Genomic DNA, 19,110 nt, shown 5'->3' with positions numbered 1-19,110 from the left:
TCATCCTTTATGAAGTAGTATGAGAGTGAAAAGCACGTAAACAATGACTAGGCAGGGTGCGGTCTACTTTTGTTTCGATCCATTCTGCCGCTTTTATCAATGCTGGAAAATTGATATTGGTATCGATTCCTAATTTTTGAAGCATATGCACGACATCTTCTGTTGCGACATTTCCGCTAGAACCAGGCGCATATGGACAGCCACCTAGCCCACCGCTAGAGGCGTCAAATATGGTAATTCCGGCTTTTAATGCTGTATAAATATTGGCAAGCCCCATCCCTTTCGTATCGTGAAAATGAAGAGCGATTTTATCAGCTGGAAAACGTTCAAGTAAAATGTCTAAGCGCCTTTCTACTTGAAGGGGGTGGGCTTCGCCAATGGTGTCACCGAGTGATATTTCATCAATGCCATAAGAAAGCAGCATTTCCGTTAACCGCAACACTTGATCCATCGGCACTTGATGTTCATAAGGGCAGCCAAACACGGTGGAAATATATGCGCGTGTGTGTTTTCCTGCTGCTTTTAAATCAGCTGTCATTTGTTTGATGACAGGAAGTGTTTCTTGGATGGATTGATTCATGTTCTTTTTGTTATGCGTTTCACTCGAAGAGATAAACATAGCGCCTGTATCAAGATTTGCTTCAAAAAAGTGAGCTAACCCTTTTTCGTTAGGTATAAGTGCAGCATAGGTGATGTCACCTTTTTTGTGTAAGGATTGGGCTAGTTCTTTGGCGTCTTTTAAAGCTGGGACCCATTTAGGATGAACAAATGAGGTGACTTCAATATAAGGAAGCCGGGCTGCTGTGAGTAGTTCAATCCACCTTTGTTTCTCGCTTGTGTCTAGCCAAGTGGATTCATTTTGCAAACCGTCCCGCGGGCCGACCTCCCTAATAAGTACACGCTTTGGTAATGCCATCTCTCTCCCCCCTATTCTGTCAGCTCTAGAAGAACCTCCCCTTCATCGACAAATTCTCCCTCTGCTTTATACACTTTGCTAATAAAACCCGTCTCTTCTGCCACTATAGGAATCTCCATTTTCATTGATTCCAAAATAGCGACCTCCTGCCCTTTTTGCACTTCATCGCCTTGTTTCACAAGAAGCTTCCATAAGTTTCCCGCCATTTGTATCGTGACTGTTTTCATGAACGGTTTCCCTCCCTTTTTTTCATAAGAAAATCGGTTGTGATGCTGCCATGTAAGAAAGCAGATGATCCCGCCATTTCTCTTAAAAGCGGTAAGTTGGATTTGATCCCTTCTATTTCATATGCTTGTAACGCTGCTTTTAATCGTTCTATTGCAAGTTTTCGTGTTTCACCATAAACGACCATCTTCGCAATCATTGGATCGTAATATGGGGTAATGACGCTCCCACTTGTCACACTTGATTCATGGCGTATATAGGGAGCTTCTGGCATAGATAGCCGAGTGATTGTTCCTGGTGACGGATAAAAGGTGACGGGATCCTCCGCATAGATTCTGACCTCGATGGCATGCCCGATTTGATGAATGTCCTCCTGATTAAAGGAAAGCGGCTCTGATGCTGCGATTTTCAGCTGCTCTTCAACAAGATCAATTCCTGTAATTTCTTCTGTGACAGGGTGTTCTACTTGTAATCTCGTGTTCATCTCAAGAAAGTAAAAGTGTTGGTTTTGATCGACTAAACATTCAATTGTCCCTGCATTTTCATAGCCGATGGCTTTGGCTGCTTTCACCGCCATTTGTCCCATCTCTTGTCTTACGGATTTATCGAGACAGGCAGCTGGTGCTTCTTCGATGATTTTCTGGTGTCTTCTTTGGAGTGAACAGTCGCGCTCAAATAAGTGAACCCCATGGCCGAATGAATCAAAAAGGACTTGAATTTCAATGTGACGCGCATCTTCAATGACCTTTTCCATATAAAGCGTCCCGTCGTTAAAAAAACTTTGCGCTCTTTTTTGATTTCCTTCAAAAGCTTTACGCAGCTCCTCATCATTTCGGACAAGCTGCATGCCGATACCTCCGCCTCCACTTGATGCCTTGAGCATGATCGGGTAACCGAGTGACTGCGCTTTACTGACTCCTTCTTCTGCGTCATAAAGAGGTGCTGAAACGCCAGGTACAATGGGGATTCCCGCTTGATCCATCGTTTTTCTTGCTTCAATTTTATTGCCCATGCACTGAATGACCTGGGCAGATGGACCAATAAAAGCGATTCCTTCGCTGCGGCATCGTTCAGCAAAGGCTGCATTTTCTGATAAAAGGCCATAGCCAGGATGGATGGCATCTGTATTTGTCTGCTTGGCAATCTCGATGATCACTTCCATGTTTAAATAGCTTTCAGATACTTTTGCGCCTCCAATGAGATAGGCGCTGTCTGCTTCTTGCACATGAAGCGCATGCTGATCTGCCTCTGAATAAACAGCCACGGTGTTGATCCCTAGCCTTTTACAAGTCCGAATGATTCGACGAGCAATTTCGCCTCGATTGGCAATCAGTACTTTTTTGAACATCGCTGCCCTCACTCCTTTATTAGATCAAGCGCCTGTTTTTTCAGACGAAATTTTTGAATCTTCCCTGAGGCGGTCATTGGATACTCATCTGTGATGAAAAAATATTTCGGAATTTTGTAGCGTGCCATTTGTGATTGACAGTAGCTTGTTAATGTCTCAATCGTCACAGTGTGACCTTGTTTGAGCCGAATGAATGCGGCGGCTTCTTCTCCGTAAGTCTCGTCAGGAATACCGACGACCTGTGCATCAAGAATGGCTGGATGCGTGTAAAGAACGTCTTCAATCTCTTTTGGGTAAACATTTTCCCCGCCTCTAATAATCATATCTTTCAGCCGTCCGGTGATTTTCACATAGCCATCCTCATCCATCTCCGCTAAATCTCCTGTATGCAGCCACCCGTCCTCATCAATGACTTCATTTGTGGCTTCTTCATTTTTATAGTAGCCTTTCATCACGTGATAGCCTCTCGTACATAGCTCGCCTTGTTCTCCTCTTAGTACTTCATCTGGGGTACCTGGCGCGGTGATTTTCACTTCGATGTGAGGAAGCGCCCGGCCGACTGTTTGAACCCGCCTTTCAAATGAATCATCCGTTCTTGTTTGGGTAATGACAGGAGAGCTTTCTGTCTGGCCGTAAGCAATCGTGAGCTCCTTCAGACCCATTTGTTCAATGACGGCTTTCATCACATGGGATGGACAGAGAGATCCTGCCATAATGCCAGTGCGTAATGTGGACAGATTGTACTTGTGAAAATTCGGGTGATCTAGCTCTGCGATGAACATTGTCGGGACGCCGTGAAGAACTGTGCACTTCTCTTTTTCCACTGTTTGAAGGACGCGCTCTGGGTGGAAAGATTCAATTGGAATGATCGTGCCACCTTTTGTGAGACAAGCCAGTACACCAAGAACAGACCCAAAGCAATGAAAAAACGGCACAGGGATACACATGCGGTCATCACGTGTGAGCTTCATGCAATCTCCGATTTGACTAGCATTGCAGACGATGTTTGTATGGCTGAGCATGACACCTTTTGGGTAGCCGGTGGTCCCTGACGTATACTGCATGTTAATGACGTCATCAGGCGTCAGCTCCTCCATTCGTTTCTCCCATTCATCATTCTCCGTTCTTTTGGCAGCAGCTTGAATACTGTCCCAGCTCCGCATACCCTTTGGCGTGTGCTCACCAATATAGACGACACTTTTTAAATATGGAAAAGCTGTTGAAGTGATGTCGTCTTGGTGAGCTGTTTGAAGCTCTGGAATGAGGTCTTCAAGCATCCTGACATATGATGTCTCTTTAAACCCGTCAACGATAAACAGCATGCTGCTATCAGAGTGCTTTAGTAAGTATGCGAGTTCTTGTGATTGAAAGTTCGTATTCACGGTGACAAGAACAGCTCCAATAGAAGCGCAGGCGAATTGCAGTATGAGCCATTCAGGTACATTAGGTGCCATGATGGCAATGTGGTCGCCTTTTTGAACACCTAATGCCATAAGACCTTTCCCTGTTTCCTTGACCTCTCTAAAAAACGCTTCGTATGAATAACGTAATGAACGTTCTGGATACACAATGGCTTCATGTGCTGGGTGCTGCTCCTTTTTCTCTTTTAGTAGGGAGCCGATCGTTTGCGGATGAATCGACATCATGATTTTCCTCCTTCATCGATGGTAAGCGTTTACATTATAGAATTAAGCTAACAATTGTCTTGCAATGACTAAACGCTGAATTTCAGAGGTGCCTTCTCCAATTTCCATGAGCTTGGCATCTCTCACAAGCCGCTCTACCCCGCACTCTTTCATATAGCCTGTTCCTCCGTGAATTTGGACAGCATCGAGGCTTGCTTTTGTCGCCATTTCTGAAGCGAAAAGTTTTGCGTAGGCAGCTTCTTTAGTAAATGGCTTGCCATGATCTTTCAGCCAGGCCGCTTTCCACACCATTTGTCTAGCGAGTTCTATTTGCATCGCCATATCCGCCAGCTTAAACTGAATGGCTTGGAAGGAAGAAAGGGTCTGCCCAAATTGCTTTCTTTCCTTTGCATAAGAGAGAGAAGCATCTAGTGCAGCTTGCGCGATTCCAACAGATAAGGCAGCAATCGAAATTCGCCCACCGTCTAACGTGTATAAAAATTGCTTGAAGCCTTTGTTTGGATCTCCTAATATATGATGTGCTGGTACACGTACGTTATCTAAAATGATTTCAGCCGTATCTGAACCGCGCACCCCCATTTTGTCGTATGGATTTGTAATGGTTAGCCCTTTTTGCCCTTTTTCTACAATGAAGGCGGAGATGATCGGGCGGCCGTGCTCATCGTGATCCGATACAGCGGTAACGATAATGGTTCTGGCAAAATTGGCGTTTGTGATCCAGCATTTCTCCCCGCTGATCACATATTCTTGTCCGTCTTTGACCGCTTTTGTTTTTGTTCCTTTAGCATCTGATCCTGCATTTGGCTCCGTTAATCCGAAGGAACCGAGTGCTGTTCCAGATGCCAGCGGAACGAGGTGGTCCATTTTTTGTTCCTCTGTACCGAAGTAATAAAGGGGGCTTGCACCTAAGGAAACGGCTGCGGCATAGCTAAGACCTGTACTCGCACACTGTTTTCCGATTTCTTCTACAGCGAGTGCATATGAGATTGTATCTCCCCCTGATCCTCCGTATTTCTCTGGAAATGGAATACCCATCAAGCCGAGCTCCCCCATTTTTTGAAAAGTTTGGGCTGGGAATACAGCTTGTTCATCAATGGTTTGAGCGAGTGGTGCAATTTCTGCTTTAGCAAATTCTTTGACCATCTGGCGGATCATTTGTTGTTCTTTCGTTAATTCAAAATCCATCTTTTTTCCCCCTTTGGCTCTTTTCTATCATATTTATTAATCAAGTGGCTGCTTCATGCCAAGCTTGGGTGAATTCAGAAAATTAAAACAAAAATAATAGAAAAAAGCATGAACGAAGGAAATCCTCATTCATGCTTTCTCATTATCTCACTCTTTTTGTAGAAGGCTTGCTTTCGTGATGAAGACGATTGAGAGCCGTTACTTTGTAAGTATCGCTCTTATTCTGGTGAACTGAAAGATCTTTGACAGATGTTAGCGTACCGGTTTCTTTTTTAACAGTTTGAAGCAATTCGTATGTTCCTTTTGTCGTCAATCGATAGACCGCATAATAGGATGCGGTAGACCTCGGATCATTTTTGATCTGTAAAGCCGTACCGTCTGCTGTTTTTTTAATAGATTGAATGATTGGTTTTTTTGGCGCTTTCAGATGAAGCCAAGGCATTTCTGGAATGAGAGCCGGCTTCCGGTAGGCGTCTTCTATCAATCGGTTTTTGACATTCAAAGGGTTGCGATTGATATCTTTTAGGCTAAAGTGCATGCTTCCCTGAACGAGAGGTGACTGCCTGTTCAGCTGGATCTGCCGAAAGTATTCTTCAGGATCAGACCAAGCAGGATCACTGTTTTGATTGATTTTATAGGTCGCCTGACCAATGTACAGATGAACAGGCTCTCCCTTCACTTCATTTGACCACCATTTCGTGAGCACGTCATAGGCGGCTGCCTGAAAACCGATGCTCCAGTAGATTTGCGGGGTGACATAATCGATATCGTGCTGCTGAATCCACTCTCTTGTATCAGCATACAAATCATCGTAATTGGTCATCCCTGCTGTCGTATTTGAACCAGTCGGGTCATCCTTTATATTGCGCCAGACGCCAAATGGGCTAATGCCAAATTTCACATACGGCTTTACTTTCTTCACGGTGTCGTTGATTTGCTTGACCAATTGGTTCACATTATCTCTTCGCCAATCTTCTATATGTGTGAATGCCTTTTTTCCATATGTTTCATACGTTTTTTGATCTGGGAACGGCACACCGGCTATTTTATTCGGATAAAAATAATCATCCATATGCACTGCATCAACATCGTAGTTTTTCACGACTTCTGCTATACCGCCGACAATAAATTCTTGTGCTTTAGGAATACCAGGATTGTAATAAAGCTGATTTCCGTACGCTATGGTCCAATCAGGATGTTTTTTTGCCGGGTGATCGGCTGATAAACGGCTCAGGTCTGTATGATTCATTGTGATGCGATACGGGTTAAACCAAGCGTGAAATTCGAGACCGCGTTTATGAGCTTCTTCAATCATGAAATCAAGCGGATCATACCCGGGGTCTTTCCCTTGCGTGCCGGTCAAATATTCGGACCACGGCCCATATTCAGAAGGATAAAAGGCATCTGCTGTCGGCTTAATTTGCATGATCACAGCATTCATATTCATCGCTTTGATCTCATCTAACAAATGAATATACTCTTCTTTCTGCTCTTTGACAGGCAGTCCTTTCTTTGAAGGCCAATCTAAGTTATAAACCGATGCGATCCATACCGCGCGCATCTCTCTTGTGCTTTCAAGTTTTCCTTTTGGCATTGGACGAGCTAGACTGCTAGATGGAATCAATAAGAAGACAAACATCAAAATTAGTGTTAGACACGCCATACTGATCTTTTTCACCATTTTTTGCATCACCTCATCATCAGTTTATTCCGCTTTTTGAGATCGAATGCCAGCAGATGGTGTCAGCAGGATGTTTTTCATATCCTTTAGCTGGGCTTCAGGTATGTCGCAAGCCTCAATTAAATACCTTTCTGCACTCCCATATGTCTCCATCATTTCGTTTAGCACATCTTCCAGATAATCCTGCTGCACGCCGAGAAGAGGCTGAATTTGCTGTTTTGACACCCGGTATAAACTCATCATGCGGACAAATCGCTGCTGCCTTCTGACAAGCATTTTCACCCCTTCATTAGAGCGCATGTATTCACTTAAAACGGCAGATACCGGTACACCTGCTGCTAATTGAATGAGGGCAGATAAAAATCCTGTCCGGTCCTTACCGCTTGTGCAGTGAAGCATCAGCGGGTAATTGCTTTTATCTGAAAGCAGTTTAAACAGCTGCTGAATTTCTTCTTTACGCTCTGTGAGCATGCTTTGATATAAATCTTTCATAATCGGTGTGAAAGTAAAAGATTTCCCTTCTGCTACTAGCATACGGAACATGACCCATTTACTTGGCATCTTACTGTCAGGATGCATGGGAATATGGACGATTTTGTCATGTTCTTTGATTTTTGGCGGATGTGATTTTCGTTCTGAGGCTGTACGGAGATCACAAACGGTTTGAACACCAAGGGTTGAAAACGTCTCGATATCTTGTTTTGTCAGATGGGATAAGTCTGCGGATCGATAAATCATCCCCTCTCTGATCACCATTTCATCTGTTGTCTGAAGTCCGCCTACTTCTCTAAAATTCGCAAGCTTCGCAAATGGGTTGTTTGATTGATTCATAGAAGTGAAAGTCCTTTCCGTTACGTTCTTTTCTCTATCATACGCTTTTATCGAGATGGGGAAAAGAGAAGCCATTTGGTATAATGGAAAAAGCACATTCGGTTGGATTGGAGATATGTAGCATGATCAAAACAAAACGGATTCAGCAAATCAAAGAGTATGTGTTTGACCGAGAATCTGCCTCACTAGATGAGCTTGTGGCGCATTTTGGCGTTTCAAAAAACACGATACGCCGAGATGTACAAGCATTGGTGGAGTCCGGCGTGTTCAAAAAAGTATATGGCGGAGTGGCTGTGAATCATTCAACGTTAGTGGTCTATCAGGAGCGAAAGACTCGTCAGCTCAGTAAAAAGCAATTGATTGGTCAAACAGCAGCTGCTTTTGTGGAGAATGGGGATATGATATTTGTAGATTCTGGTACGACAACACTTGAGATGCTCCCCTATTTGACTGACAAACAGGTGACAGTTGTGACCAATAATGTAGATTTCATCACACAGGCAATGCCTTATGAAAATATGACGATCTTTTCTACCGGCGGGATGCTTGAGAGAAAAACGAATTCTTTCGTTGGCTATCAAAGTGTAGAGCGTTTGAAAGCTTACAATGTCAATAAAGCCTTTATCGCATCAACTGGTTTATCGATTGACCACGGAGTCACGAATTCATCCCCTCTTGAAACGGATATTAAAAAGACAGTGGTTGAAAAAAGTGCCAAAACGTTTTTATTAGTGGATGATAGTAAATTTAATCATTACGCTTTGACCACATTTTGTCATTTGCAAGATCTTGATGTCGTCGTGACGAATAAGCAGCCAAGTGATGACTATCTTCAATATGGAAAAGAGCATGATGTACAGTTTGCCACGCCTTTATCAAATGAGTAGACGTAACAAAAACAACGGCTCAGGTAGTTGAGCCGTTGTTTGATTCATTGATTTCAAGCTGCATGATCAGACGGAATAAAAAGCGGTACACGGCTGAGATGACTTCAATGAAAGGCATCTCTTCATGGATGTCCTCAAGCTCAAGAAGCTGTAAATTCACATCAAACAAGCCATCTTGTCCATTAAATTGAAGCTGTGCACCATTAAATGGAGCCAGCATGTCCTTTAGAATGCCCGTGTCTTTTTTAGGACGTTTGAAACCGAATAACACCGTATACGTTTGAAATACTTCATCCCATTCAATTGCTAACCCATCGACTCTTACCACATCAAACCACTTTGATTCGATATAAATGAATTCTTTTTGATGTTGTTTTACATATGTAAGTGGTGTGTTGAGAAATGAGGTGCCTTCTGATTGAATCATGTCCTCAGTTTCTTTGTCTACACGCTCTATATATACATCGCTAAAGCGTGCCTCTTCCTTTATTCTTGCACCTTCTAAAGGCCAATTGTTGCGCTCCGCTTCGTCATATTCAAAGTCTGTCAGCGCTTGTCCTTCTTTCAATAAATCTTGTAAGCGATTTTGTAACGACATAGCGATGTCTCCTTTCTTCTTCTTCATGTGCGTGTCTTATTTTAGCATAACTCATGAAAAGAAAGATATCACTCCGCATATGATGGTATGATAGTGTCAAAAGATACATCTCGGAGGGGTACGTTTTGCTCACAATGACACTGGCAGAAAAAATTGTAGACGAGGTCAAAAAGGTGCTGACTGAGGAAATCATCATAGCACAAACAAACGGCACCATCATAGCGGCAACAGATCCAGCGCGCATTGGTCAATTTCATGAAGGGGCATATTTGACATCTTTTGAAGGACAAAAACGAATCCTCACAAAGGATGATGAGCAGCGAATGAAAGGGGTCAAAGCTGGTATCAATCTGCCTATTTATTTTAAGCAAGAGGTCATTGGTGTGATTGGGATGACAGGAAATCCTATCCATGTCTCTCCATTTGGCGAAATATTACGAAAAATGACTGAATTGCTCATTCAAGAACATGAATTTTTTCTTGAAACGGAAACCGATGAACGGCAGCTTGAAGCGTTCGTGTTCGATTGGCTTCACTTGCCAGAGACAGCCATCGATCTCACTGAAAAAGCAGCGCGGCTACAGCTTGATGTTAATATGCAGCGTGTAGTCGTCCTTATTGATTGTCATGATGAATCGTTTATGAAGCAGGATCAATATAAAAAAGTGAAGGAAATGCTGCATCTCACTCATCAGGAAATGATCGTCCGCTGGGGGCATGCCCGCTTTTTGCTCATGCTGCAAACCTCAGCAAATGATCGTGATACTTTGCAGCAGCGTCTTTTTCATATCCATGCTGCGCTCACTGCACGTTCCACGTCAAAAGTTTTGATAGGTGCGGGAAAACCTGCAGCTGGACAAATGATGAAGCAGTCATTTCATCAAGCCTTTCGTGCTTTGAAAATGGCGAATGCGGATACACCGATTGTATTTGATGAAGATTTAACACTTGAGCTTTTTATAGAAGAAGTGAGTCAGGAAACTAAAGAAGTGTTCCTTGATCGAACAATTGTCCCACTTCTCCCCTACCCTGAGCTAGTAAAAACATTGCGTGTACTCATGACGTCGGATTGCTCATTGAAATATACCGCGGAAGCGATGCACGTACATATCAATACACTGCATTACAGGCTAAAACGTATCCAAGATTTAACCACACTTGATCCAAAACGCATGCAAGATGCGATGCTCTTTTATTTAGCCTTGATGCTATTAGATCATCATCCAAATAATCGGAGCAAGCAGCCTGATATTTTGTAGAATCGTCCATAGGCATGAGGCGGTTCTTTTTTTATACTGAAAGAAACGGTATGTCTAACCAATAGGAGTGAATGCGCATGTTAAATTCTGAATTTTTAAATCAATTAAAGAAGATTGCCGGTGCATCTCATGTACAAGACAGCAAAGCTGATCGGCTTGCCTACTCTTATGATGCAACGCCTAATTTTCAGCACATGCCAGATGTTATCGTAAGCCCGCGTACAGCTGAGGACATCCAGCAAATTGTTCGGCTCTGCTCCTCATATCAGGTGCCAATTGTGCCAAGAGGGTCCGGAACGAACCTTTGTGCAGGAACCTGTCCTACACAAGGTGGACTTGTGATGTTGTTTACAAGAATGAACCAATTCATCGAAATAGATGAAGAAAACTTGACTGCAACGGTACAGCCTGGCTTGATCACACAGGAACTCATTCGCGAAGTAGAGGCAAGAGGCCTTTTCTATCCACCAGATCCAAGCTCGATGAAAATTTCGACGTTAGGCGGAAATATTAATGAAAATTCAGGTGGGCTTCGAGGTTTAAAATATGGCGTAACGAGAGATTATGTACTTGGACTTGAAGTGGTTCTGCCAAACGGCGACATCATTAAAACGGGCGGTAAGCTCGCAAAAGACGTGGCCGGGTATGATATGACCCGTTTATTTGTTGGATCAGAAGGAACGCTCGGAATCGTTACTGAAGCTACGCTAAAGCTTTTGCCGCTTCCAGAAACTAAACAAACGATGCTTTGCTTATATGAAAGCCTTGAGGAAGCAGCTGCATCAGTTTCGGCGATTATTGCAGAACGTATCATCCCCGCCACATTAGAATTTATGGATCAGCCGACACTAGAAGTCGTTGAAGACTTTGCCAAAATTGGCCTCCCGACTGACGTTCAAGCGGTGCTATTAATCGAACAGGACGGCAACCCTGAGGCTGTTTCCCGTGATATGCAAAACATCGCAAAGGTCTGTCAGCAGCACGGGGCAAAAGAAGTGAATATCGCACATTCTGAAGAAGAAGCAAGTGCCCTTTTAACAGCGAGACGAGCCGCTTTATCTGCTCTCGCCCGTTTAAGCCCTACGACCATTTTAGAAGATGCCACAGTCCCTCGTTCTGAAATTGCGAATATGGTACGGGCAATCGAAGACATTGCGAGAGAGTTCGACGTGAAAATCTGTACATTTGGTCATGCAGGCGATGGAAATCTGCACCCTACTTGTGCAACTGATGCAAGAAATGAAGAAGAAATGAAGCGGGTTGAAGAAGCCTTTCAGGCCATTTTTGAAAAAGCAGTCTCCCTCGGCGGCACCATTACAGGTGAACATGGCGTAGGTCTCATGAAAGCCCCTTATTTGGAACTCAAGGTCAAAAAGGAAGGAATTGCTGCAATGAAAGCGATCAAACAAGCGCTAGATCCAGCAAATATCATGAATCCTGATAAGGTGTTTGGAAAAGCAACAAGGAAGAGAGTGGTGATCTCATGAATTCCTCTAAACAAACAGAGATGCAGCAAACATTTCAACAGCAAATGGATGAAAAGGAGCTGCTCAATTGCATGCGCTGCGGCTTCTGCCTCCCTTCCTGCCCTACTTATATTGAATCCGGTCAACAAGAAACACACTCTCCTCGTGGCCGAATTGCTTTAATGAAGGCGGTAAGAGACGGTGTGATTGAGCCTGATGAAGATGTCGAACATTCATTGAACCTTTGTCTTGGCTGCCGTGCATGTGAACCAGTCTGCCCCTCAGGCGTCAAATATGGACGTTTGCTTGAGGATGCAAGAGACATCATTCAGCAGCACAAAAAACAATCTCTTCCTGTCAAATTTGTGAGACGTGTTGTATTTAAAGGACTCTTTCCTTCCCAAAGCCGAATGCGACAGGCGGCTGGACTTCTGCGATTTTATCAAACCTCTGGTCTGCAAACAGCCGCCCGCAAGTCTGGCATGCTAAAGGTGCTTCCGCCGCATTTACAGCTGATGGAGCAGGCCCTTCCAAAGGTGCCGCGTCAACAAAAAAGTCGTGCGTTAGAATACAAAGCCATTGGCACAACAAGAAAGCGTGTTGCTTTTTTTACTGGCTGTTTAATGGACACTGTTTTTTCTAGTACAAACGAAGCGACCATCCAGCTTTTGCAATTGGCAGGCTGTGACGTTGTTGTCCCTCCTGTTCAGACGTGCTGCGGCGCACTTCATGGTCATAGCGGAGAAAAGGAACAAGCGAAACAGTTAGCAAGGCGGAATATTGAAGCATTTGAGAACATAGAGGCTGATGCCATTGTCATGAATGCGGGCGGATGTGGTGCCTTTTTAAGTGATTATGATCATTTGTTAAAGGATGAGCCTGATTTCCAAAAACGAGGTGAAGCCTTCTCACAGAAAATCACGGATATATCAGACATTTTAGTGGAACTGGCATTTCACCGCAGCACACCGCTTGCTTTGCCAGAGCAAGTCATCACCTATCAAGATTCTTGTCACTTGCGGAACGGAATGGGGGTACAGCAAGCGCCAAGGGAGCTGATGAAGGCGATTCAAGGGGTATCATTTAAAGAAATGAAGGATGCCGACCGCTGCTGCGGATCAGCTGGCATTTATAATATCTTGCAGCCAACGATGTCAATGCAAATTTTAGATCATAAAATGATAGAAGCTAGTCAAACAGCTGCGGCGGCTATTGTCACGTCCAACCCAGGTTGCCAGCTGCAAATGGCAGCAGGTATCAAACGGTCAGGACAATCGCCTAACATGCGGGCCGTGCATCTCGTCGATTTTTTATTAGAAGCCGTTCACTATGGGAAAGAAGCGTCCAGCTCATCAAGCTGAACGCTTTTTTTCATGCATATCTTCAGGGAATTGGTTGGATAATAGAGGGAAATCGAGGAAGGAGATGGTTCAAGTGCTGAAGAAAAACAAACAACAAAAAGACCCAAATTCAGTATTTGAGGCATTGTCATGTTCCTCTGATTTTACAAACGAGTTGTCACGAAGTGAAGGATTTCTTTATCGAATTTCTTTTTTTCGTTCTTTAATTAATGGTCATCTACTCCATGAACAAATTTTGCCCTACTTGAAAGAATTACATCTCACCCCCACTCTTGAAGAGCTGAAAGAACGAATCCCCATTGAACAGTCTATTATCACGACCGATCTTCAGGAAGTGGAAAAAGCCCTTCATCGAGGGAATATGGCCATTCGGCTTGAAACGGACTGGGGCAAAGCGCTTCTAATCCCGATTGAAGAAAAGAAAGGCAGACAAGTAGGTCCGCCTGAGATTGAATTTGGCATTATCAGTGCACAAGAAGCATTTGTGGAAGTTTTGGATACCAATTTAAATTTGGTCAGAAGGCGGCTGCCGACCCCGAACCTGAAAGTGTCGGAAAAGACGGTTGGCACGCTTTCTCAAACAAAAGTAGCGGTGTTATATATTGAAGAGATTGCAAATCCGGAAAACATTGAGACCGTTCTCCAGCGCATTGAAGATATTGATTTTGATCAAATTTTAGATGCAAATTACCTTGCACAAATGCTTTATGATGTGTCCAATACGATCTTTCCGTTGTTTTTAAATACAGAAAGGCCCGATCGCGTATCTTCAGGATTATCAGAAGGGAAAATTGCCATTTTAGTGGATGGATCGCCTCATGTCTTGCTTGCTCCGACGATTTTACTTGAGTATTTTTCCACTATGGAAGACTACAATATGCCGTGGATTGCAGCTTCTTGCTTTAGGCTGTTACGCATATTTGCTGTGATATTTTCCATTTTTGCAACACCTTTATATGTAGCCGTTTTAACGTTTCATTATGAGCTGATTCCAAAGGATTTATTAGAAACCATCGTGTCTTCTCGCTATCTTGTTCCATTTCCTCCGATCATTGAGGCACTATTTTTAGAGATTTCGATTGAATTACTCAGAGAAGCTGGATCGAGGCTTCCAGCTAAAGTCGGACAGACACTCGGGATTGTTGGAGGGATCGTTATTGGACAGGCTGCTGTGGCAGCAGGCTTAACAAGTAATATTTTACTCATTATTGTTGCCCTTTCTGCTCTTGCCTCATTTGTCACCCCTATTTACAAAATGGGCAGTGCTATTCGGCTGCTGAGATTTCCGTTTCTACTTGCGGCTCAGGTGTGGGGTGCACTCGGCATTGCCGTAATGGGATCTTTCCTTCTCACCCATTTAATGAAATTAACGTCTATTGGACGCCCGTATCTAGAGCCAATTTTTCCGCTGCGACTGACGGACTTAAAGGGCAGTTTAATTCGTCCTCAGCTCCGCTTTTTGAATAAAAGACCGGAAAATTTACGTCCGGAAAATGAAATCCTTCATCGGCAAAAGCCTAAGCAAGGGAAAAAAGGGAAAAATGATTTTTATGAATAAGGAAGTGAAAGTATGAGTTCTTCTTCTGTAAAAGAGAAATTTCAAGTTTCCCCTTTTTTCGTGTTTTTTCTCATTAATGCTAATCAAGTAGGTGTCAGCATTCTAAACTTTCAAACAAACCTTGTTCGTTCTATAAATAATGATGGATGGATCGCCATTGTGATTTCTGGCATCAGTGTCAATGTCATGATCTTTCTTATGTACTTGATGTTCAAAAAGGCCCCTTCGGATGAATTTGGTGAAATCACGCAATACGTATTTGGCAAGTGGATTGGTCAATTATTCAACATCCTCTATATTTTATATTTTGCTTCTTTGACATTGACCGTTCTCATCCATTATATGGACGTAATTCATGTATGGTTGTTTAAAGAAATTTCTGGTCTATTGTTTGCGTCTGTACTATTGCTGCTTCTGTATTACATCCATACGGGCGGCTTTAGAACCATAGCTGGATGGGCATTTTTTAGCATCGTACTCACGTACTGGATGACGTTTATTTGTTTTTATGTCATGAAGTATAGTCACATTCGCTTCATGTTCCCCATGTTTGATCATACATTTTCACAGCTTCTAGTCGGAGTGAAAGATGCGTCCTTATCCATGTTTGGTTTTGGCACGCTGCTTGTCTATTATCCCTTTATTAAACAAGCGCAGACGTCTCAAAAATATGCTCACATGGGGGTATTATTCACGACATGCTTAAACTTACTCACTTTTCTTGTCTCCATTGCGTATTACTCAAGTGCACAGCTTAAATTAACAAAATGGCCGACGCTAACGTTAACAAGCATTGTGAAGCTGCCATTTATCCAGCGCTTTGAATTTATTGAAGTGTCTCTCTGGCTATTTTTAATCGTTCCAAATATGGCAATTCCACTATGGGCTGCGAGCCGAATGGCGAAACAGGTGTTTCATACGAGTCAGCGCATTACGTTCATCGGGCTCAGCATCCTCATTCTGATCATGTTTTCGTTATTTGTCGGCGCCACCTCGTTTGAAACTTTTAACCAATGGGTGGAATATACTGGTTTCTTTCTTGTCTATGGATTCATTATTTGTATAGTTATTGGGCTGTTGCTGAAAAAAAGGTGGGTGAAAAAACGAGCATGAAACAGTATATCCTCATAGGTCTCATGTTGTTTAGTCTTTTGTTAACTAGCTGTGCACAGCCACGCCTTTTAGATGAATTAAATATCTCTCAGGCGGCAGGGTTTGATTTGGTCGAAGATGGAGAAATGAAGGGTTTTTTTGTCTTCCCTGTCTTTAAAAGTCAAGAACAAGGAAATTATCAAATATTAAGTGCGAGGTCAAACACGATTAGTAATATTCAGTTTCTTGTATCAGAAAAATCGCCTTTTCCAGTGGTCATGGGCCAGGTGCTTGTTATTTTAGTGAGTGAAAAATTAGCAAAGGATGTCGGCATGATCGATTTAATGAATTACATTTATCGTGATCCTATCATTGGTTCACGCCAAGTGTTTGCGATTGTAGGCGGAGAAGTTGAAGACTTGTTATATACAAAAATGAATCAAACGAACTTAAATATAGGTGTGTATCTCTCTGATCTGTTATCTCAAAATATGAGAAATGGCAATCAACCTGTCACCAATCAACATATTTTTATGAATCAGATGCTAGCAAAAGGTGTCGATGCTTACCTTCCTTACATCAAGAAAACAAGCAATACCATCAAAGTCACAGGAGTCGCCCTGTTTGATAATGAAAAAATGGTGGGGCATATCCCTGGAGAAGATGCGTTTACATTTAAAGCGATGATTGAAAATCATCAAAATGGCATCTATGAGTTTCAAATGGCTGATCATGATAAGACCCATGTCGTCATTGAAAATATCAAATCACATGTGTCCTATCAGATCAAACCAACGAATAATTTAACAAAAAAGCCTCATATCACGATTGATATTAAACTGAAAGGCGAATTAAAAGAATTCATGAAGTCCAAAAAAATTGATAAACCGAATATATTGGACCAAGTCGAAAAAGAAGTAGAAAAACGTGTCGCTCAGCAAGGACAAGAACTAGTTCAGTCCTTTAAAAAGCAACCTATTGATCCGCTTGGGCTAGGTTTAAGGTATCGATCAAAAGACAAAGCCATGACACCAGAAAAATGGCAGAAAATCTATCCTGATGCGGATATACAAATTAAATGCCATATGAATATTGTGCAAACTGGTGTCAGTCAATAAAGGAGTTGGAAATTATTCGAAAATATCTTCTTTATTGTTCAATATGGTAGACACGTTCGTTTTGACTCTTGGAACGCCATCTTTTTGAAGATAGTCATTTAAAGTGTTCTCTACTTCACTTTTATCTGTGTGAAGGATTTTAGGAGAATATTGTTCCACAAGGACTGGTCTATTCCCTTTAGCACAGTGTGCCATTGTTTCAAGGGCAATTAAACTGAAAGGTCTTCCTTTGTCTAGCCATGTTTTCCTTCTATCCCAGGTTGGATGGCTCAAGGCCGCCAGCCTGATTCACAAGTTCCCTCACCCACCCAGTGGCAGATGTATCTAAAACATTAGCTGCGATTTCTAACATACGTGATTTCACTTCAATATGCTGAGTCTCATTAAAAAGATTTTGAACAGAGTTTAAGATCCTTTGCTGATCATGCTGTTTCAGCGCATCGATGACATCAGCCTCAAGAAACCACCTCATGATTGAAAAGTCTAATAAAGACTCCAAATCTTGACGAACGTCTTGTAATGTGGGGGCTTTATCTTCTTTTGTAAGGACAACATCACCCTCTGATAAGAAAGCCTGTCCGTCCTCTCCATAAAAGTCATCATGTAATAAAAATTGTTTAGGAGAATGGAGAACGGCTAAGTGATACCATTCAATCGGTCGTAAAGAATTGTTGAGTAGTCTCTTGTGATACGGCTGGCATAATTGATAAGGTTGTGTTGGTTCATCCGTATCTTCTACCACATTCATTGCGTTCTTTTGACAGGCTCAGACAAGACGGCATTTTCCACTCCATTCACTTCCTTTGAATCTAATCTTCGTCCTTTACATCTGGATCTTCAGGAATCGGTTCATTTAAAATCTCTTGGACGAGCTCTTTATATTGTTCAAGCTGCTTTATATGCGTTTGAAACTGTCCTTGATAAATGAGATATGATTCTCCGTCAAATACAAAACGGATCTTTTTTTGCTGAATTAATTTCTCAATATACGCCTCAGATACTTCTAAGTATTCAGCTGTTTCTTCAATTGTTAAATACATGTTTGTGCACCACCCGTTCGTTTCATCTAACAAAGTATATCATGATTTGTTGAAAAAACGGTCACAGCCTGTACATGATAGTTCTTCACATAACAAGTATTCATTAGGTGTGAGCAAATATGGTATGATAAAGTTTGCTAGATGGGCGTTTTTCGGTTTAGCCTTCATAAGAGATAAACAGAAAAGCAGACTCATGAGAGAAGCAAAACAAGCATAGGCTTTTATCAGGATGCTTGAAGAAAATTCGTATTTAAAGGCAGCGTGAAATGAATGGGAACCTTTTTTAATGAAATTTTAACCTGGCTGACAAGCCTTGGTTATGTAGGTGTAGCTCTAGGTCTGATGATTGAAATCATACCGAGCGAAATTGTACTAGCTTATGGCGGATATATGGTGTCAACAGGAACAATCGGTTTTGTTGGAGCTGTTATCGCTGGCGTCATCGGGGGTACGCTCGCACAGTGTTTTATATACTGGATCGGTCTTTATGGCGGAAGACCTTTTTTAACAAAGTACGGAAAATACTTATTCATCCATGAACATCATATCGCCACTGCAGAGCGCTGGTTTGATCGATATGGAACCGGTGTGGTGTTTACAGCGCGTTTTATTCCTGTTGTCCGCCATGCCATCTCCATTCCAGCTGGTATTGCCAAAATGCCTTTTTTGAAATTTGTTCTCTTGACAGGATTAGCAGCCATCCCTTGGTCGATCTTATTTATCTATCTCGGTATGCAGCTTGGGACAAAGTGGGATCACATTCAAAGCGTTGCTCACGCTTATACAACTCCTATTATGGCCATTGCAATCGTCTTGATCGTTCTCTATTTCGTCATAAAAAAAATTCGGACGAACCGAAAACGGACAATCTAATGAAAAACGCCTTCCACTGGCTGAGT

The 19,110-nt window shown here is 42.5% G+C and carries 19 protein-coding genes; 8 read left to right on the top strand and 11 right to left on the bottom strand.

The features are described from left to right. Nucleotides 1–7: 7 nt before the first annotated feature. The 7 genes from GPS65_RS12855 to GPS65_RS12825 form a co-directional block, all read right to left on the bottom strand. Nucleotides 8–916, bottom strand: coding sequence for a hydroxymethylglutaryl-CoA lyase (locus tag GPS65_RS12855; RefSeq protein WP_012010181.1), 909 nt, complete (start codon nucleotides 914–916; stop codon nucleotides 8–10). Between the two features lie 11 nt (nucleotides 917–927). Further along, nucleotides 928–1,143 (bottom strand): acetyl-CoA carboxylase biotin carboxyl carrier protein subunit, encoded by a 216-nt coding sequence (locus tag GPS65_RS12850; protein ID WP_012010182.1) that lies wholly within the window; start codon nucleotides 1,141–1,143, stop codon nucleotides 928–930. Then, nucleotides 1,140–2,489 (bottom strand): acetyl-CoA carboxylase biotin carboxylase subunit, encoded by a 1,350-nt coding sequence (locus GPS65_RS12845; protein WP_012010183.1) that lies wholly within the window; start codon nucleotides 2,487–2,489, stop codon nucleotides 1,140–1,142. Before GPS65_RS12845 ends, GPS65_RS12850 begins: the two co-directional genes overlap by 4 nt. Before the next feature lie 8 nt (nucleotides 2,490–2,497). After that, entirely contained in the window at nucleotides 2,498–4,135 is a 1,638-nt protein-coding gene (locus GPS65_RS12840) for an AMP-binding protein (RefSeq protein WP_012010184.1), read from the bottom strand. Nucleotides 4,136–4,177: 42 nt separating this feature from the next. Beyond that, the gene (locus tag GPS65_RS12835; RefSeq protein ID WP_012010185.1) at nucleotides 4,178–5,320 is read right to left on the bottom strand and encodes an acyl-CoA dehydrogenase family protein; all 1,143 of its coding nucleotides are present in this window, start codon (nucleotides 5,318–5,320) and stop codon (nucleotides 4,178–4,180) included. 142 nt (nucleotides 5,321–5,462) lie between these two features. Beyond that, nucleotides 5,463–7,001 (bottom strand): glycoside hydrolase family 10-like protein, encoded by a 1,539-nt coding sequence (locus GPS65_RS12830; protein ID WP_041815598.1) that lies wholly within the window; start codon nucleotides 6,999–7,001, stop codon nucleotides 5,463–5,465. A 24-nt stretch (nucleotides 7,002–7,025) separates the two neighbouring features. After that, on the bottom strand, nucleotides 7,026–7,832 hold the full coding sequence (locus GPS65_RS12825; protein ID WP_012010187.1) for a tyrosine-protein phosphatase: 807 nt from the start codon (nucleotides 7,830–7,832) through the stop codon (nucleotides 7,026–7,028). A gap of 122 nt (nucleotides 7,833–7,954) precedes the next feature. On the opposite strand from GPS65_RS12825, the gene GPS65_RS12820 reads away from it, so the two are divergent. Continuing rightward, nucleotides 7,955–8,719 carry a DeoR/GlpR family DNA-binding transcription regulator gene (locus GPS65_RS12820; protein ID WP_012010188.1) on the top strand — a complete coding sequence of 255 codons (765 nt, stop codon included), beginning with the start codon at nucleotides 7,955–7,957 and terminating at the stop codon, nucleotides 8,717–8,719. Between the two features lie 19 nt (nucleotides 8,720–8,738). Here GPS65_RS12820 and GPS65_RS12815 read toward each other — a convergent pair whose 3' ends face one another. Further along, nucleotides 8,739–9,317: a hypothetical protein gene (locus GPS65_RS12815; RefSeq protein ID WP_041815601.1), complete on the bottom strand. Its 579-nt coding sequence runs from the start codon at nucleotides 9,315–9,317 to the stop codon at nucleotides 8,739–8,741. Between the two features lie 125 nt (nucleotides 9,318–9,442). On the opposite strand from GPS65_RS12815, the gene GPS65_RS12810 reads away from it, so the two are divergent. From GPS65_RS12810 to GPS65_RS12785, 6 genes are all read left to right on the top strand, one after another. Beyond that, complete coding sequence (locus GPS65_RS12810) at nucleotides 9,443–10,576, top strand: CdaR family transcriptional regulator (RefSeq protein ID WP_041815604.1); 1,134 nt, start codon at nucleotides 9,443–9,445, stop codon at nucleotides 10,574–10,576. A 77-nt stretch (nucleotides 10,577–10,653) separates the two neighbouring features. Next, nucleotides 10,654–12,063 carry a glycolate oxidase subunit GlcD gene (glcD, locus tag GPS65_RS12805; protein ID WP_144468544.1) on the top strand — a complete coding sequence of 470 codons (1,410 nt, stop codon included), beginning with the start codon at nucleotides 10,654–10,656 and terminating at the stop codon, nucleotides 12,061–12,063. Next, nucleotides 12,060–13,403 carry a (Fe-S)-binding protein gene (locus tag GPS65_RS12800; protein WP_144468545.1) on the top strand — a complete coding sequence of 448 codons (1,344 nt, stop codon included), beginning with the start codon at nucleotides 12,060–12,062 and terminating at the stop codon, nucleotides 13,401–13,403. Before glcD ends, GPS65_RS12800 begins: the two co-directional genes overlap by 4 nt. Nucleotides 13,404–13,476: 73 nt before the next feature. After that, a complete protein-coding gene (locus GPS65_RS12795) occupies nucleotides 13,477–14,961 on the top strand; it encodes a spore germination protein (protein WP_161985434.1) in 1,485 nt (494 codons plus the stop codon). Between the two features lie 12 nt (nucleotides 14,962–14,973). After that, on the top strand, nucleotides 14,974–16,074 hold the full coding sequence (locus tag GPS65_RS12790) for a GerAB/ArcD/ProY family transporter (protein WP_119124971.1): 1,101 nt from the start codon (nucleotides 14,974–14,976) through the stop codon (nucleotides 16,072–16,074). Continuing rightward, nucleotides 16,071–17,171, top strand: coding sequence for a Ger(x)C family spore germination protein (locus GPS65_RS12785; protein ID WP_119124972.1), 1,101 nt, complete (start codon nucleotides 16,071–16,073; stop codon nucleotides 17,169–17,171). Before GPS65_RS12790 ends, GPS65_RS12785 begins: the two co-directional genes overlap by 4 nt. A gap of 12 nt (nucleotides 17,172–17,183) precedes the next feature. Here GPS65_RS12785 and GPS65_RS19475 read toward each other — a convergent pair whose 3' ends face one another. The 3 genes from GPS65_RS19475 to GPS65_RS12775 form a co-directional block, all read right to left on the bottom strand. After that, entirely contained in the window at nucleotides 17,184–17,444 is a 261-nt protein-coding gene (locus GPS65_RS19475) for a hypothetical protein (RefSeq protein ID WP_225970069.1), read from the bottom strand. Further along, nucleotides 17,422–17,919, bottom strand: coding sequence for a hypothetical protein (locus GPS65_RS12780; RefSeq protein WP_049754909.1), 498 nt, complete (start codon nucleotides 17,917–17,919; stop codon nucleotides 17,422–17,424). The genes GPS65_RS19475 and GPS65_RS12780 overlap by 23 nt, the downstream gene beginning before the upstream one ends. Before the next feature lie 61 nt (nucleotides 17,920–17,980). Beyond that, complete coding sequence (locus GPS65_RS12775) at nucleotides 17,981–18,211, bottom strand: excisionase family DNA-binding protein (RefSeq protein ID WP_012010197.1); 231 nt, start codon at nucleotides 18,209–18,211, stop codon at nucleotides 17,981–17,983. 270 nt (nucleotides 18,212–18,481) lie between these two features. Here GPS65_RS12775 and uptA point away from each other — a divergent pair, with 270 nt between their 5' ends. Next, nucleotides 18,482–19,084 (top strand): undecaprenyl phosphate transporter UptA, encoded by a 603-nt coding sequence (gene uptA, locus GPS65_RS12770; RefSeq protein WP_012010198.1) that lies wholly within the window; start codon nucleotides 18,482–18,484, stop codon nucleotides 19,082–19,084. The last annotated feature ends 26 nt before the right edge of the window (nucleotides 19,085–19,110 follow it).

This window comes from Bacillus pumilus, assembly GCF_009937765.1.
GTDB classification, from domain to species: Bacteria; Bacillota; Bacilli; order Bacillales; family Bacillaceae; genus Bacillus; species Bacillus pumilus_O.
This window is presented reverse-complemented; position numbering and strand designations above follow the sequence as displayed.